The sequence below is a fragment of the Burkholderia sp. BKH01 genome, assembly GCF_025685725.1.
GTDB classification, from domain to species: Bacteria; Pseudomonadota; Gammaproteobacteria; order Burkholderiales; family Burkholderiaceae; genus Burkholderia; species Burkholderia pyrrocinia_C.
On record NZ_JAOTQT010000029.1, the window covers coordinates 22,363 to 36,291 of the forward strand.

At 69.5% G+C, this 13,929-nt stretch carries 17 protein-coding genes; 9 read left to right on the forward strand and 8 right to left on the reverse strand.

What is annotated here, in order from left to right; genetic code table 11:
* Positions 1-6 precede the first annotated feature (6 nt).
* Complete coding sequence (locus OEJ37_RS29685; protein WP_174419184.1) at positions 7-543, forward strand: YMGG-like glycine zipper-containing protein; 537 nt, start codon at positions 7-9, stop codon at positions 541-543.
* A 174-nt stretch (positions 544-717) separates the two neighbouring features.
* The gene (ltaE, locus tag OEJ37_RS29690; protein WP_175917116.1) at positions 718-1,731 is read left to right on the forward strand and encodes a low-specificity L-threonine aldolase; all 1,014 of its coding nucleotides are present in this window, start codon (positions 718-720) and stop codon (positions 1,729-1,731) included.
* A 39-nt stretch (positions 1,732-1,770) separates the two neighbouring features.
* On the opposite strand, the gene OEJ37_RS29695 is transcribed toward ltaE, so the two are convergent.
* Positions 1,771-2,673, reverse strand: a complete 903-nt coding sequence (locus OEJ37_RS29695; protein ID WP_411859296.1) for an HTH-type transcriptional regulator ArgP — start codon at positions 2,671-2,673, stop codon at positions 1,771-1,773.
* Positions 2,674-3,077: 404 nt separating this feature from the next.
* Here OEJ37_RS29695 and OEJ37_RS29700 point away from each other — a divergent pair, with 404 nt between their 5' ends.
* Together OEJ37_RS29700 and OEJ37_RS29705 are read left to right on the forward strand one after the other, a co-directional pair.
* Positions 3,078-4,148 carry an MBL fold metallo-hydrolase gene (locus OEJ37_RS29700; RefSeq protein WP_263348112.1) on the forward strand — a complete coding sequence of 357 codons (1,071 nt, stop codon included), beginning with the start codon at positions 3,078-3,080 and terminating at the stop codon, positions 4,146-4,148.
* A 125-nt stretch (positions 4,149-4,273) separates the two neighbouring features.
* Complete coding sequence (locus OEJ37_RS29705) at positions 4,274-4,933, forward strand: glutathione S-transferase family protein (RefSeq protein WP_175943059.1); 660 nt, start codon at positions 4,274-4,276, stop codon at positions 4,931-4,933.
* A gap of 100 nt (positions 4,934-5,033) precedes the next feature.
* Here OEJ37_RS29705 and OEJ37_RS29710 read toward each other — a convergent pair whose 3' ends face one another.
* Complete coding sequence (locus OEJ37_RS29710; RefSeq protein ID WP_174419179.1) at positions 5,034-5,726, reverse strand: phosphatase PAP2 family protein; 693 nt, start codon at positions 5,724-5,726, stop codon at positions 5,034-5,036.
* Here OEJ37_RS29710 and OEJ37_RS29715 point away from each other — a divergent pair.
* Positions 5,707-5,985 carry a hypothetical protein gene (locus tag OEJ37_RS29715; RefSeq protein WP_174419178.1) on the forward strand — a complete coding sequence of 93 codons (279 nt, stop codon included), beginning with the start codon at positions 5,707-5,709 and terminating at the stop codon, positions 5,983-5,985. The two genes, OEJ37_RS29710 and OEJ37_RS29715, sit on opposite strands and share 20 nt — an antisense overlap.
* Before the next feature lie 171 nt (positions 5,986-6,156).
* Here OEJ37_RS29715 and OEJ37_RS29720 read toward each other — a convergent pair whose 3' ends face one another.
* Complete coding sequence (locus OEJ37_RS29720; RefSeq protein WP_263348116.1) at positions 6,157-7,389, reverse strand: MFS transporter; 1,233 nt, start codon at positions 7,387-7,389, stop codon at positions 6,157-6,159.
* Between the two features lie 100 nt (positions 7,390-7,489).
* Here OEJ37_RS29720 and OEJ37_RS29725 point away from each other — a divergent pair, with 100 nt between their 5' ends.
* Positions 7,490-8,473: a LysR family transcriptional regulator gene (locus OEJ37_RS29725; protein ID WP_175917111.1), complete on the forward strand. Its 984-nt coding sequence runs from the start codon at positions 7,490-7,492 to the stop codon at positions 8,471-8,473.
* 23 nt (positions 8,474-8,496) lie between these two features.
* On the opposite strand, the gene OEJ37_RS29730 is transcribed toward OEJ37_RS29725, so the two are convergent.
* From OEJ37_RS29730 to OEJ37_RS29745, 4 genes are all read right to left on the reverse strand, one after another.
* Positions 8,497-9,135, reverse strand: a complete 639-nt coding sequence (locus OEJ37_RS29730; RefSeq protein ID WP_263348117.1) for a 2-hydroxychromene-2-carboxylate isomerase — start codon at positions 9,133-9,135, stop codon at positions 8,497-8,499.
* A gap of 109 nt (positions 9,136-9,244) precedes the next feature.
* Positions 9,245-9,721, reverse strand: coding sequence for an SRPBCC family protein (locus tag OEJ37_RS29735; protein WP_174419174.1), 477 nt, complete (start codon positions 9,719-9,721; stop codon positions 9,245-9,247).
* A gap of 127 nt (positions 9,722-9,848) precedes the next feature.
* The gene (locus OEJ37_RS29740) at positions 9,849-10,334 is read right to left on the reverse strand and encodes an SRPBCC family protein (RefSeq protein WP_174419173.1); all 486 of its coding nucleotides are present in this window, start codon (positions 10,332-10,334) and stop codon (positions 9,849-9,851) included.
* Positions 10,306-10,671 carry an ArsR/SmtB family transcription factor gene (locus OEJ37_RS29745; protein WP_072440154.1) on the reverse strand — a complete coding sequence of 122 codons (366 nt, stop codon included), beginning with the start codon at positions 10,669-10,671 and terminating at the stop codon, positions 10,306-10,308. The genes OEJ37_RS29740 and OEJ37_RS29745 overlap by 29 nt, the downstream gene beginning before the upstream one ends.
* A 191-nt stretch (positions 10,672-10,862) precedes the next feature.
* Between OEJ37_RS29745 and OEJ37_RS29750 the strand changes: the two genes are divergently transcribed.
* The 3 genes from OEJ37_RS29750 (at position 10,863) to OEJ37_RS29760 (ending at position 13,067) form a co-directional block, all read left to right on the forward strand.
* Positions 10,863-11,393, forward strand: coding sequence for a GNAT family N-acetyltransferase (locus OEJ37_RS29750; protein ID WP_174419172.1), 531 nt, complete (start codon positions 10,863-10,865; stop codon positions 11,391-11,393).
* Positions 11,394-11,427: 34 nt separating this feature from the next.
* Positions 11,428-12,207: a YhfC family intramembrane metalloprotease gene (locus tag OEJ37_RS29755; RefSeq protein WP_263348126.1), complete on the forward strand. Its 780-nt coding sequence runs from the start codon at positions 11,428-11,430 to the stop codon at positions 12,205-12,207.
* 281 nt (positions 12,208-12,488) lie between these two features.
* The gene (locus OEJ37_RS29760) at positions 12,489-13,067 is read left to right on the forward strand and encodes a hypothetical protein (protein ID WP_263348128.1); all 579 of its coding nucleotides are present in this window, start codon (positions 12,489-12,491) and stop codon (positions 13,065-13,067) included.
* A 108-nt stretch (positions 13,068-13,175) separates the two neighbouring features.
* Here OEJ37_RS29760 and OEJ37_RS29765 read toward each other — a convergent pair whose 3' ends face one another.
* Positions 13,176-13,760, reverse strand: a complete 585-nt coding sequence (locus tag OEJ37_RS29765) for a TetR/AcrR family transcriptional regulator (RefSeq protein WP_263348129.1) — start codon at positions 13,758-13,760, stop codon at positions 13,176-13,178.
* Positions 13,761-13,929: the final 169 nt, after the last annotated feature.

The window sequence follows — 13,929 nt, forward strand, 5'->3', positions numbered from 1 at the left end:
GCGACGATGAAATCCGCATTTCGACCTTTGCGCGTGCCGGTCGTGCTGGCGCTGGCCGGCCTCGTTGGCGCGTGCGCCTACATGCCGACCGGGCCGAGCGTGATGGCGCTGCCCGGCACCGGCAAGTCATTCGACCAGTTCCGTGCCGATGATGGAAACTGCCGCCAGTACGCGTTCGAGCAATCGGGCGGCGTGAGTGCCGGGCAGGCGTCGACCGCGAGCGCGGTCGGCAGCGCGGCTGTCGGCACTGCCCTCGGTGCGGCGGCCGGCGCCGCGTTCAACGGCGGTACCGGTGCGGCCGTCGGCGCCGGCGCGGGGCTGCTCGCGGGCAGCGTCGTCGGCGCGGGCGCCGCGCAGGGCTCGGCCTACGACATCCAGCGCCGCTACGACTACGCGTACCTGCAATGCATGTATGCGACGGGCAACCGCGTGCCGGTGCCGGGCGGGATGAGCGGCGGCGGGGGCGGCGGATATGGCGGCGCGCCGCGTGCGGCGCCGCCGATGCCGCCGGCGGGTGTCCAGCCGCCGCCGCCGCGGTATTGACGGGTGCGTTCGCCCGTCGCGCCGGCATGCCGCGCACCGCACGCGCCGGTGGCCGCCGGTGCGCGATCGCCGCTCGACCGTCGGCACGCGCTGCGTGAATTGCGTACACTCTGAATCTCGTTTCGGCAGGGCCGGGCGCATCGGTTCCGGTCCGCGTTTATTCAGGGCAAAGCGATGATCGATTTACGCAGCGATACCGTGACACGTCCGAGCCAGGCAATGCTGGCCGCGATGACTGCCGCCGAAGTCGGCGACGACGTATGGGGCGACGACCCGACCGTGCTGCGCCTGCAGGCGGCCGTGGCCGAGCGGACCGGCAAGGAAGCCGGCCTGTTCTTCCCGAGCGGCACGCAGAGCAACCTGGCCGCACTGATGTCCCATTGCGAGCGCGGCGACGAGTACATCGTCGGCCAGCTCGCGCACACCTACAAGTACGAAGGCGGCGGCGCGGCCGTGCTGGGCAGTATCCAGCCGCAACCGATCGAGAACGCGCCGGACGGCACGCTGCCGCTCGCGAAGATCGCCGCGGCGATCAAGCCGATCGACAATCACTTTGCCCGCACGCGCCTGCTCGCGCTCGAAAACACGATCGGCGGCCAGGTCTTGCCGGAAGGTTATGTGCAGGAAGCCGTCGCGTTCGCGCGCAGCCGCGGGCTGTCCACGCACCTCGACGGCGCGCGCGCGTGCAACGCGGCCGTCGCGTCGGGGCGTCCGATCGCCGAGCTGTGCGCGCCGTTCGATACCGTATCGATCTGCTTCTCGAAAGGGCTCGGCGCACCGGTCGGCTCGGTGCTGGTTGGCAACCGTGCGCTGATCGAGCGCGCGCAGCGCTGGCGCAAGGTGCTCGGCGGCGGGATGCGGCAGTCGGGCATTCTCGCGGCGGCGTGCCTGTATGCGCTCGACCACAACGTCGAGCGGCTCGCGGACGATCACGCGAACGCCGCGCATCTCGCGGCAGGCCTCGCGCGCATCGAATCCGTGAAGGTGCTGTCGCACGCGACGAACATGGTGTTCGCGCAATTCCCCGAAGCCGATTGCGCGCCGCTCGAGGCGTGGCTCAGGGAGCGCGGGATCCTCACGCAGATGCTGTACGCGTCGCGCTTCGTCACCCACTGCGACGTGTCGCGCGCGGACATCGACACGTTCCTCGGCGCGGTCGGCGCGTATTTCGCGCAGCGACGCGGGTAACGGTCGAGGGCCACGAGCCGGGCCCGTCACCGGCTCATGTCATTTCGGCAGCGGCGCGAGCAACCGGCGCGCCGCTTCGACCACCCGCGCGGACAGCGACGCCATCGTCGGCGACTGCACGGTCCACGCATGCCAGTACAGCGTGACGTCGGTCGGATGCGCGGGCGCGAGATCGACGAGCGCCTGCGCGTCGAGCGGCGCGGTGCCGATCAGCGGCTCCGGCACCATTGCGTAGCCGAGCCCGTGCCGCACCGCCGCGAAGTGCGAATGGGTGCCCGGCACGTAATGGCACGGGTATGCACCTTCCGGCAATCCGAACTTCTCCTTCAGGAACGACGACTGCAGCGTGTCGCGCCGCGAATACGCGACGACGGGCGCGTTGCGCGCACTCGTGCGGTTCAGCCCGCGCGGAAACCAGCGCGCCGCGAACGCGGCGGCCGCGAGCAGCCGGTAGCGCATCGTGCCGAGCGGCGTCGCGATGCAGCCGCGCATCGGCTTCGGCTCGGTCGTCACGCAGCCGACCGCCATCCCGCTTTCGAGCAGCGCGAACGTGTGGTCCTGATCCTCGACGATCAGCTCGAACAGGATCCGCTCGCCCGCGAGCACGGACGTCAGCACGGGCAGGAACCACGTGCCGAGGCTGTCGGAATTCAGTGCGATCGTCACCGAGATCGGCGATTCGCGCTCGGTCTCGAGCGTGCTTTGCAGGTCGGCCTGCAGCAGCGCGACGCGGCGCAGGTGCTGCAGCACGCGCTGCCCGGCCACCGTCGGGCGGCACGGTCGCGTGCGCAGCACGAGCGGCGTGCCGAGGCTCGCTTCCAGCGCGCGGACCCGCTGCGTGACGGCGGATGCGGTCACGTGCAGGCGCACGGCCGCCTGCTCGAAGCTGCCGGTGTCGGCGACGGCCAGCAGCGCGGCGGCCTGCTTCGGATCGATCGTCAGCGACATGTCGACGGAATTCCTGTGAACGGAGACGAGAACAGGCCGTAGTGTAAGGCAGCAGCGCGCGCCGCCGTCCGGGCGCGGCGAATCGTCCTGCCGCGCGTCATTCGTCATCGGAATCGGTTGCCGCGTATGGGACGCCGGCGGCGCGTGCATTTTGATCTACGCTATATGGATGTGTGAAGCGCGGCAGGTGCGATGCCGGTTGCCCGGCGTCGATGTCATCATGCCGACGCCGGTGCCGGACGACGATGCGCAGCAGACGCAGCCGTAAACTTCCGGATCATGCGCTGCGACAGGCATACGGACGGGGCGGCACTCGCGCCCGCTTGCCCGCGCGTCGGCGACGCACGGCACGTGGGCCGCACAACACCAACCTGAACAGGCGACGGAGCGACTTCGCGATGATCTTCCGGCAACTTTTCGACCCGCAATCGTCGACATACACGTATCTGCTCGCCGACCGCGCGTCGCGCGAAGCGCTGCTGATTGATCCGGTGTTCGAGCAGGTGCGCCGCGACGCGGCGCTGCTCGACGAGCTCGGGCTGCGGCTCGTCGCGACCGTCGACACGCACGTGCATGCCGATCACGTGACGGGCGCGTGGCTGCTGAAGCAGCGCACGGGCAGCGCGATCGCGATCTCGGCCGCAAGCGGTGCGCAGGGTGCCGACCGCTACCTGAACGACGGCGACCGCTGCGCATTCGGCTCGCGCTACCTGACCGTGCGCGCGACGCCCGGCCACACGAACGGCTGCATCAGCCTCGTGCTCGACGACGAATCGATGGCGTTCACCGGCGATTGCCTGCTGATCCGCGGCACGGGCCGCACCGACTTCCAGCAGGGCGACCCGCGCGCGCTGTATCGCGCGGTGCACGGCCGGCTCTTCACGCTGCCGGCCGCATGCCTGCTGTATCCGGCGCACGACTATCGCGGGCTCACGGTGACGAGCGTCGGCGAGGAGCGGCGCTTCAATCCGCGCCTCGGCGGCGATCTCAGCGAAGACGATTTCGCCGGCTACATGCGCAACCTCGGTCTTGCGCACCCGCGCCAGATCGACGTCGCGGTGCCGGCGAACCTGCATTGCGGCGTCGCCACGAACGCGCCCGATGCACAGGCGGCGCCCGACTGGGCGCCGCTCGTCTATACGTTCGCCGGCTTCTGGGAAATCGATCCGCAATGGCTCGAGGATCATCTGCCGACGGTACAGGTCGTCGATGTGCGCGAACCGGACGAATTCACGGGCCCGCTCGGACACCTGCCCGGCGCGATGCCGATTCCGCTCGGCGAACTGGCCGCGCGCACCGGCGAGATCGCGCGCGACCGGCCGGTCGTGACCGTGTGCCGGGCCGGCGGGCGATCCGCGCAGGCGAACGTGATCCTGCTGAAGGCCGGTTTCGACGCGGTCGCGAATCTAGGCGGCGGGATGCTGCGCTGGCGCGCCGAAGGGCGTGTCGTGATGGACGGCCGGTCGTAGCGCCCGAGGCCGCGCAAAAAAATTTCCGGACCGATGTCGAAATGGCCACGCGCCGTTCGTCGTCAAGGTATCCGAGATCATGTGGCGCCGCATGACGCGGCGCCGAAACCCTGAGAGACCACGCGATGATGCCGACGCTTTACGCCCATCCCTTTTCGTCCTACTGCCAGAAAGTGCTGACCGCGCTGTACGAGAACGGCACGCCGTTCGAGTATCGCGTGCTCGCGCACGACGATCCGAAGCCGATGCAGGAACTGACCGCGCTGTGGCCGCTGAAGCGTTTTCCGGTGCTGGTCGATGCGGGCCGCACCGTGGTCGAGGCGTCGATCATCATCGAGTATCTCGGCCTGAACCATCCGGGCCCGGTGCGCCTGCTGCCCGACGATCCGCACGCGGCGCTCGAGGTGCGGATGATGGATCGCTTCTTCGACAACTACGTGTCGACGCCGCAGCAGAAGGTCGTGCACGACGCGCTGCGGCCGGAAGCCGAGCGCGATGCGCGCGGTGTCGCCGATGCGCGCGCGATGCTCGAAACGTCGTATGCGTGGCTGGACCAGAAGATGGCCGATCGCGAATGGGCGGCGGGCGAGCGCTTCAGCCTCGCCGATTGCGGCGCGGCACCGTTCCTGTTCTACGCGGACTGGACGCACCGGATCGATCCGTCGTTCGCGAACGTGATCGCGTATCGGAAGCGTCTGCTTGCGCGGCCGTCGTTCGCGCGAGCGGTCGACGAGGCGCGGCCGTTTCGTCCGTTCTTTCCGCTCGGCGCGCCCGATCGAGATTGATTGGCGCGGCCGTCGCGCGGCGCGCCGCCGCCGCGCACGGCCGGCAGCGCGTACCGGGGCGACGGAAGGAAAGCAGCGGCAGCATCGCGGCGCCTGCCCGTCACATCGTATGCGTGGCCGACTGCGCGAGCGTCAGCAGTTCGTCGAACTGCGTGATCAACTCGAAACACAGCAGGAACGCGAGCGTATAGGCCGGCGCGGGGAAGCGCCGGATCATCTCCAGCACCTGCGGCGCGAAGCGCGACCGGATCGCGTCGCGCGTCAGCAGCCACGCGATCGCGATGCCGATCGCGGCGCCCGCGATCAGGTCGGTCGGGTAGTGAAAGCCGAGATACGCGCGCGGCAGGCAGATGAACACGACGGAATACAACAGCGCGAACACGCCGACGCGGCGCGCGATGATGAAGATGCCGGTCGCGATCGCCATCCACAGCATCGCGTGATCGCTCGGAAACGAACTCCATGCCTGCAGCGTTGCCGCGCGCAGTCCGGCCGACGGAAAGTGCAGGTGCAGGTCGGGGTTGTAGATCGGCCGCACGCGGAACGGCAGCACCTGTGCGAGCAGCCGGCCGAACGCGAGCGCGATGAGCCCGCTCGCGACCGTTGCGATAACCAGTTCGCGTTGCCGCTCGCGGTTCGGGCCAGGCTGGAACCACAGCCAGCACAAGACGGGAATGAGCACGAAGCCCTTGAACGTGTACAGGCCTGCGATCACGCGGATCACGTGATTCATCAGCGGGCCGAACGTCACGTGGGTGAGGAAGATCTGGATCGTGGTGTCGAAATTGTTCATGTTCTGTGCCCCCCGGGCGGACGCGCAGCACGAGGCGCGCGGCCGGCAGGATCTGGAAGCGCGCTCGTACCGGAGCGCAACGGGGGGCAAGTATGTCACCCGTTATTTCGAAGAAAATGCAAAAAAATACCGGGAATCCCCTGATAAAAGGGGGCCGCGCGGCGGGGCCGGATGGCGGAGTGCCGAGCGGCGGGGTACGGTCGAATCGTCCGATGTTTGTGCGTCGATGCGCGCGATCGCCGGAAAAATAATTGGTTGAACTGGACAATTCCGCAGGCTGGTGCGGACCTTGCGCCGGATGAACGAATGCGGGTTACGCCCGGTGCGAATCTGTCAGGCCACGCACCGCGCTGCATGCGCCGGTCGAAAATAAAAGAAAAGGCGGGCAAGCCCTGTGGGCCTGCCCGCCTCGGCTGCGCGGCGTCGAATTTCAGTTGCGCCAGACCCGCACGGCGAGCGCGGCCAGCGACGTCGCGACGGCCAGCGCGGTCACCGCGTTCCAGCCCAGTTGCGCGAGCAACGAACTGCCGATCGCGGCACCGGCCGCCATCCCGATGAACATGCCGACGAACAGCACCGCGTTGAGGCGGCTGCGCGACGCGGGATCGATCCGGTAGACGATTGCCTGGTGCGCAATCAGCGTCGCCTGCACGCCGAGATCGAAGCCGATCGTCGCGACCGCGAGCAGCACGAGCTGCGCATGCGGCGACATCAGCGGCGCGGCGGCCATCGACGCGAACGACAGCGTTGCGATGCCGATACCGATGCGCGTGACGCGCTCGGGGCCGTGATGGTCGGCCAGACGGCCGGCGATGGGTGCAGCCAGCGCACCGGCGGCACCCGCGAGGCCGAACGCGCCTGCGGCTGCGCTGCCGAGGTGGAACGGCGCGCCGTGCAGCATCACCGCGAGCGTCGACCAGAACGCGCTGAACCCGATGGACAGCAGCCCCTGCGCGAGCGCGGCGCGGCGCAGTGCCGGATGATCGCGCCACAACGCGCCGAGCGAGCCGATCAGCGCGCGATACGGCAGGCGCGTGGTCGGTTCGAAGCGCGGCAGCCCGCGCGCGGCCACGATGCCGATCGCGGCGACGCTGGCGGCCGCGAGCGCGAACATCGCGCGCCAGCCGGCCGTCTCGGCGACGAAGCCGGCAACGACGCGCGACAGCAGGATACCGAGCAGCAGCCCCGTCATCACCGTGCCGACGATGCGGCCGCGATGCGTGTCATGGGCGAGCGTCGCGGCGGCCGGCACGACGTCCTGCGCCATCGTCGCGGCGAGGCCGATCGCGAAGCTCGCCGCGAGCAGCAGCCCGAGCGACGGCGCGACAGCGGCGAGCAGCAGTGCGATGACCAGCGCGGCGGCCTTGGTCACGATCACGCGGCGGCGGTCGAAGCGGTCGCCGAGCGGCGCGAGCAGCAGGATGCCGAGCGCATAGCCGAGCTGCGTGAGCGTCGGCACGAAGCCGATCGCGCGCGCCGACGCGCCGAGCTCTGGCCCGAGCGCGCCGAGCATCGGCTGCGCGTAATAGAGCGGTGCGACGCCGAGGCCGGCGGCGGCGGCGAGCAGCAGCACGAGCCGGCGATCGGGCATCGAATGGGCGGCCGGGCGGGCCGCGGTGTGCGCCACGCGGGGCGCGGCGTCGAGACGGGTCGGAGTGGACATGGCGTGCATCCTGGGTTGGATAACGGGATGACGCGAGTGTGGCGGCGCGCGGCCGGCGACGGTAGTGCCGCCTCGCGAAGATTTGTTATACGCTTCACGAATGAATGAAAAATCTTCCGCTTCTCCCGCTGCTGGCGGCTCTCCGCGCATTCAGACGGTGCCGGTGGACGGCGCCGGTTATCGTTTCGAGCTGATGGAAACCTTCGTGCGCATAGTCGAGGCCGGCAGCCTGTCGGCCGCTGCCGCGCAACTGCATACGACGCAGCCGACGATCAGCCGACGGCTGCAGGCGCTCGAACGCTCGCTCGGCATGCGGCTGCTGCAACGGACGACGCACACGATGCGGCTGACCGTCGACGGCGAGCGCTGTTTCAAGCGCGCGAAGGAGCTGCTGGCAAACTGGGCTGCGTTCGAGGCCGATCTGCGCGGTGCGCAGGAGGAGCCCGACGGCCTGCTGCGGGTCGCGGTGCCGCACGCGTTCGGGCAGGAGCGTTTCATCGGGCCGCTCGCGCAGTTCCTGCGCGACTATCCGCGCGTGTCGGTCGAGTGGCTGCTGCAGGACGAGGTGCGGGATTTCGTCGGCAGCGGCATCGATTGCGCGATCCTGGTCGGCGAGCCGACCGATCCGTCCGTCGTCGCGATTCGGCTGACGAAGGTGCCGCGTTTCGTGGTTGCCGCGCCGTCGGTGCTGAACGGCGCCGACCCACCGGCCGACCCCGACGCGCTGGCTGCTTTGCCATGGCTCGCGTTGCGCACGTATTACCGCACCGAGCTGGCGCTGACGCACGCCGTCACCGGCGACACGCGGCGCATCGCGATCCGCCCGCGCATCACGACCGCGAACCTGTACGCGCTGCGCAGCGCGGCTCTGCTGGGCGTCGGCGCGTGCGTCGGTTCGACATGGATGCTGGCCGACCACCTCGCGCGCGGCGAGCTCGTGCATCTCGCACCCGAGTGGCAGGCCGCACCGCTGCCCGTCTACCTGGTCTATCCGCATGCGCAGTTCTACCCGTCGCGGCTCGTGCGGTTCGTCGCGATGATGCGCGAGGCCGTGCCGGGGCTCGTCGAAGGGCGCGAAGTCTGACCCGGTCGGCGCGGGCCGCGCCGTCAGCCGCGCCGGATTCCTTCGGGCAGCGCGCTGATGCGGCGCACCTCGGGCGAGTCGAGCCACGCGCGCGACGTGGCGCAGTCGGCGAACATGTCGGTCGCATCCTCGCCCCAGAACAGGTCGCCGTCGAGCTCGAAGGTCGGCACGCCGAATACGCCGTGCGCGATCGCTTGATCGGTGTTCGCGCGCAGCGCGTCCTTCACCGGCTGTGCTTCGACGGCCGTTACGCCCTCGGGAAAGCCGACGGCTTCGCACAGCGCGGCGAAGCCTTCCGGCGTCGACACGTCATGGCCGTCGCGCCAGATATGCCGGAAGATCCGCCGGATCACATCGAGCGAACCGCCCATCGCGATCGCGAGGCGCAGCGGCTTGATCGGGTTGAACGGGTGGGCCGGCGGCATCCGGAACGGGATGCCGAGCTTGTCCGCGCGATATTGCGCGTGGCGATAGGTGAAGACGCGTTTTGCCGCAATCTCCGCCGGCGCTTTCTGGCCCCAGTGCGCGAGCAGCGCGCCGAGCACGATCGGCCGCGGCTCGAACGCCGCGGCGGGCGGCAACCGGTCGAATTGTTCCTGCTGCAGGTAGGCGAACGGCGAAACGAAATCGAAATACCAGGTGGCGGTGCGCGCGGCGTTCATGGCGAGCGTTTCCTCGTGCGGGTCCGGATGGATCGGGGGCGCGCCAGTGTCGCATGCGGCGGCGTTTTGCGCTGCCGCACCCCATGCCCGCCGCCGGCGCGAACGGTCGCTACCCGGCCTCCACCAGCGCCGCGAGCTTCGCCAGCGCCATGCGCCAGCCGGTCTCGTTGTCGGCGACCGGCACGCCGGGCGGGATCCCGTCTTGCACGGCGTCCACGCGCGTGCCGTCCGCTTCGTCGGACAGCGTGATCGTGATCGTCATTGCGCCGCGCAGCATCGGATCGTCGGTCTCGAACACGTCGATCTCGACAATCTGCTGGTCCGGCACGAGCGTGACGAAGCGGCCGTGGTAGGTATCGGTGCGCGCGGTGGTCTTGCCGGTGTCGGCCGACGGCGCGTCGTAGCTCAGCGACACGCGCAGCGCGCCACCTTCGCGCGCGTCGTACGCATGCACGCGGCACGTCATGCCGTCGGGCACCTTCCATTGTTCGACCGAGTGCGGATCGAGCAGCGCGCGGTAGACGCGCCCGCGCGGTGCGTTCAGGTGCCGGCTGACCCGGGTCGAATGCGTGTGCGTATGCAACATGTGGCCTCCCGCGGAGCGCGCGCGACGGTGCACGCCGGATACCGGCGTGTCGTCGCGCTTCCTTCAGGAATCGTAGGCGCGGGCGGGGCGGCATGCAATGACCGCGCGCTCGCCCGCGTTCAGCCGTTCAGCGCAGCGTGGCCGCGAATGCGTCGAGCTGCGTGATGCAGGTGTTCCAGCCCTCGAAGAAGCCGAGCGCTTCGTGGCGCTCGCGCGTCGCGGCATCGGGGTGCATCACGCATGCCTCGTAGCGGCTGCCCGCATCGTCGTCGGCCATCGTAATGATCGCCGTGAAGCCCAGCCACGGCACTTGCGGCCGCCAGCCGCCGGTAAGCATCGACGTGAACGCGATGCGCGCTTCCGGCACGATTTCGAGGAAGCAGCCGGGATTGTCGCTCGTGCCGCCATCCGGGCCGCGCATGAACGTGTGGAAAGCGCCGCCCGGCCGCAGGTCGAACGCACGCACCTCGGTGGTCCACGGCTTCGGGCACCACCATTGCCTGAGCAGTTCGGGGTCGGTCCACGCACGCCACAGCGCGTGGCGCGGCGCGCGCAGCGTGCGGGTGATGACGAGATCGTGGGCTTCAGCGGGTTCGACGTGGCTTGCTGACATCTTGCTCCTCCTGGTGGCGGCGTTCGACGAATTCGACGAGACGATCGGATCGCGCTTCCCACAGCGCGCGCTGCGCGGCGAGCCATTCCTCGGCCTCGGTCAACCGGCTGCCGACCAGCGCGCAGGTGCGTGAGCGGCCGGTTTTCCGGGTCTGGACGAGGCCGCTGCGCTCGAGCACGGCGACATGCTTCATGAACGACGGCAGCGCCATGTCGAACGGCGCGGCCAGCGCGGAGACGGTCCGCTCGCCCTGGCCGAGCGCGCTGACGATCGCGCAGCGCGTCGGGTCGGCGAGGGCGTGGAACACGTCGCTGATGCCGGGTTGAAAGTTAGCCATGCGGCTAAGTATAGGCGATGCAGCGGAAATTTTCGTCGCGTAGGATGATGGGGCAGTAACACGCGCCAACCTGCGCCGCGTTGCCGGACGCCTGCCGCCGTTGCGCAAGCCTCGACGACCGACTGGCGTTCTTTCCAATCCGGGCGCATGACGAACGAACGCGTGCGGCCTGGCTGACCACCGGAGATGGCATGACCGAACCTGTTACCGTCCGCCGCGTCGGCGCGCGCGACGCGAGGGCCTGCGTCGACGCGCTGGCCGACGTGCTGATCGATTGCGTCGAGGGCGGCGCGTCCGTCAGCTTCATGTTGCCGATCGAGCGGCCGACCGCCGTCGCGTTCTGGACGCGCGTGGCCGACGGCGTGGAGAACGGCGAGCGCATCCTGCTCGTCGCCGAAGATGCGGCCGGCCGGATCCTGGGCACCGTGCAGGTCGTGACCGCGCAGCCCGAGAACCAGCCGCATCGCGCGGACATCGCGAAGATGCTCGTGTCGCGGCACGCGCGCCGGCAGGGCGTCGCCGCGCGGCTGATGGCAGCGGCCGACACGGCCGCGCGCGACGCCGGCAAGACCGTGCTCGTGCTCGACACCGTGACGGGCGGCGACGCCGAGCGGCTGTACGAGCGGGCCGGCTGGCAGCGCGTCGGCGTCGTGCCGAACTACGCGCTGATGCCCGACGGCGCGCTCTGTGCGACGACGTTCTTCCACAAGCAGCTCGCGTAGCGGCACGCGTTAGCGCTGCTCATCGGCATCCGCCATGCATCCGGTCGCCCCGGCTCTCCTGTTCGTCGCGCTCGCGGCCGGTGTCGTCGCGTTGCTTGCGCCTGTGTTGCTCGCGGTCGCGTGGCGACGCCGCACGCAGGTACCGTTGCGCGTGTTTTGCTACGGCATGCTGACCTTCTTCGTGTTCCAGCCGGTGCTGCGCATGTCGTGGCAGATTCCGCTGTACCGCTGGCTCGCTCACGACCCGCGCTGGCATGTGCCGATGCTGGTGTTCGCGGCGTTGACGGCCGGGCTCTTCGAGGAATGCGGGCGCTGGGTCGCGTTCCGGTATCTGCTGCCGAAGCGGCGCGACGCGCAGACGGCCGTGATGCTCGGGCTCGGGCACGGCGGGCTGGAGGCGATGCTGCTGGTCGGCATCGGGTTTCTCGCGCTCGGCACGGGCTACCTGCTCGCGCACGAGGGCGTCGTCGTGCCTGAGGGCGTGCAGTCGCTGATCGGGGCGCAGTTCGCGGGCATGACGCTCGCGTCGCCGTTTCTCGCGCTGCTCGAACGCACGAGTGCGCTGGCCGCGCATGTCGGGCTGTCGCTGATCGTGCTGCAGGCATTCGTGCGCGGCACGAAGCGCTGGCTCGCGTATGCGATCGCGATCCATTTCGTGTTCGACCTCGTCGCCGTGCTGCTGACGCGGTACTGGCATGTCGATACCGTGCTGGTCGAGGCGATCCTGTTCGCGTGCGGTGTCGCGCTCCTGTGGCTGGGCATTCGCTGGAGCCGATGGGGGGCGGGCGCCGGCGACATCGGGCACACCGCCTGACGCGCGGCGCCCGTTTCAGTCGTGCGCGGCGAGATTCGGTCGCCGTATCGCCGGCCGTTATCCGGTTCGCCGCTGGCTGGCGAGGCTCAAGGCCATGCCGGCCGTGACGATGACGATTGCGATGCCGGCGAGCGCAGGGACGTGTCCCCTGTCTCGCTGAGAGTCGAGAGCCGGGCGGCGCCTGAAGCCGTTCAGAAAGAAAAGCAGGGTCGGCAACCGTGCCGGTCCGATATATTCACGCAGGTACAACTCCAACAAAACGCCACGGAACCGCCGCCTCGATGAAACGTTCCCATGTCGCTTTCGCCCTCACGGGCCTGCTCGTCGCGCTGCCGATTGCCGCGTACGCGCTCGTCAAGCCGCTGCGCATCGTCGCGCCCGCGCTGATCCCCGGCGTGTCCTGCCCGAGCGCCGACATCTGCACGGACGATGCCGCGAAGCTCGGCGACGCGCAGCAGCTCTATCGCGACGGCTATGCGCGCGCGGCGGCGGCCGTCGGCGGGTTCCGCGCCGCGCCGCGCGTCGTGTTCTGCTCGACGCGCGCGTGCGCGGACGCATTCGGCCTCGGCACGCGTGCGGCGCTGACGCTCGGGAATTTCGGCGTGGTCGTCGCGCCGCGCGGCTGGCAGACGTACTTTCTCGCGCACGAACTGATCCATCACCGCCAGGCGGAAGTGCTCGGCAACCTGGCCGTCGTGACCAAGCCGCGCTGGCTGATCGAAGGGATGGCGTATTCGCTCAGCGAAGATCCGCGTCATCCGCTGACGGAGCCGTTCGAATCGTGGCGCGCGCGTTTCGATGCGTGGCATGCGGCGCTGGGCGGGCAGCCGCTGTGGGATGCCGCGCGGGCGGCCGAATAGCGCACGAACGCAGGAGCGCAGGAGCGCAGGAGCGCAGGAGCGCAGGAGCGCACGAACGCGCGAACGCAGGAACGCAGGAACGCACGAAGCGCACCGCCGCGCGCTTCGTTACGCCGGCGCAACCGGACCGTCGCGTCCGTCAGTGAGCGTATCCCGTCCCGCGTCGAGGATCTCGTCGGCCAGCGCGGGATCGGTGCCGGCGATCGCGCGCGACAGCACGAGCGCCCCGACCATCTGGCTGAAGACCGCGAGCGCGTCGCGGCGCGTCTGCTCCGGCGTCGCGCCTTCGGTCGCCACCATCCGTTCCAGCCGGTCGAGATACGCGGCGAGGCCGCGCGCGTAGCACGCGCGCGCCGCATCGGTCAGTCGCGGCGCGTCGCCCGCGAAGCCGGACAGCGGGCACCCGGCCTCGACATTGTCGCGATGCGCCGCCGACAGATACGACGCCACCTGCGCGGCGAGACTGCCGGCATTCGGCGAATCCGCGCGGTCCTGCATCGCCTTTTCCATCACCTCGGCAGCCAGCGCATCTTTCGACTTGAAGTGGTTGTAGAAGCCGCCCTGCGTGAAGCCGGCTTCCTTCATCAGCTCCGTCAGCCCCACGGCGTCGACGCCGCGCACGCGGAACAGCCGCTCGGCGGCCGCGACGATCGCGCTCCGGTTCTCGGCAGCCTGCTGTCTTGACACGCCCATCGATCCCTCCCTGATTCTGCTGATCGCGCCGATTGAAAATCACAATGGCGATCACAATTGACATGTCCGGGCCGCGAGAACACAATGCACCGCAAAGACAATGGTGATCGACATTGATATCGAGTGTAGCCGACTTGGCGGGCGGTGCGAAGCCACGGCCGGAACACGG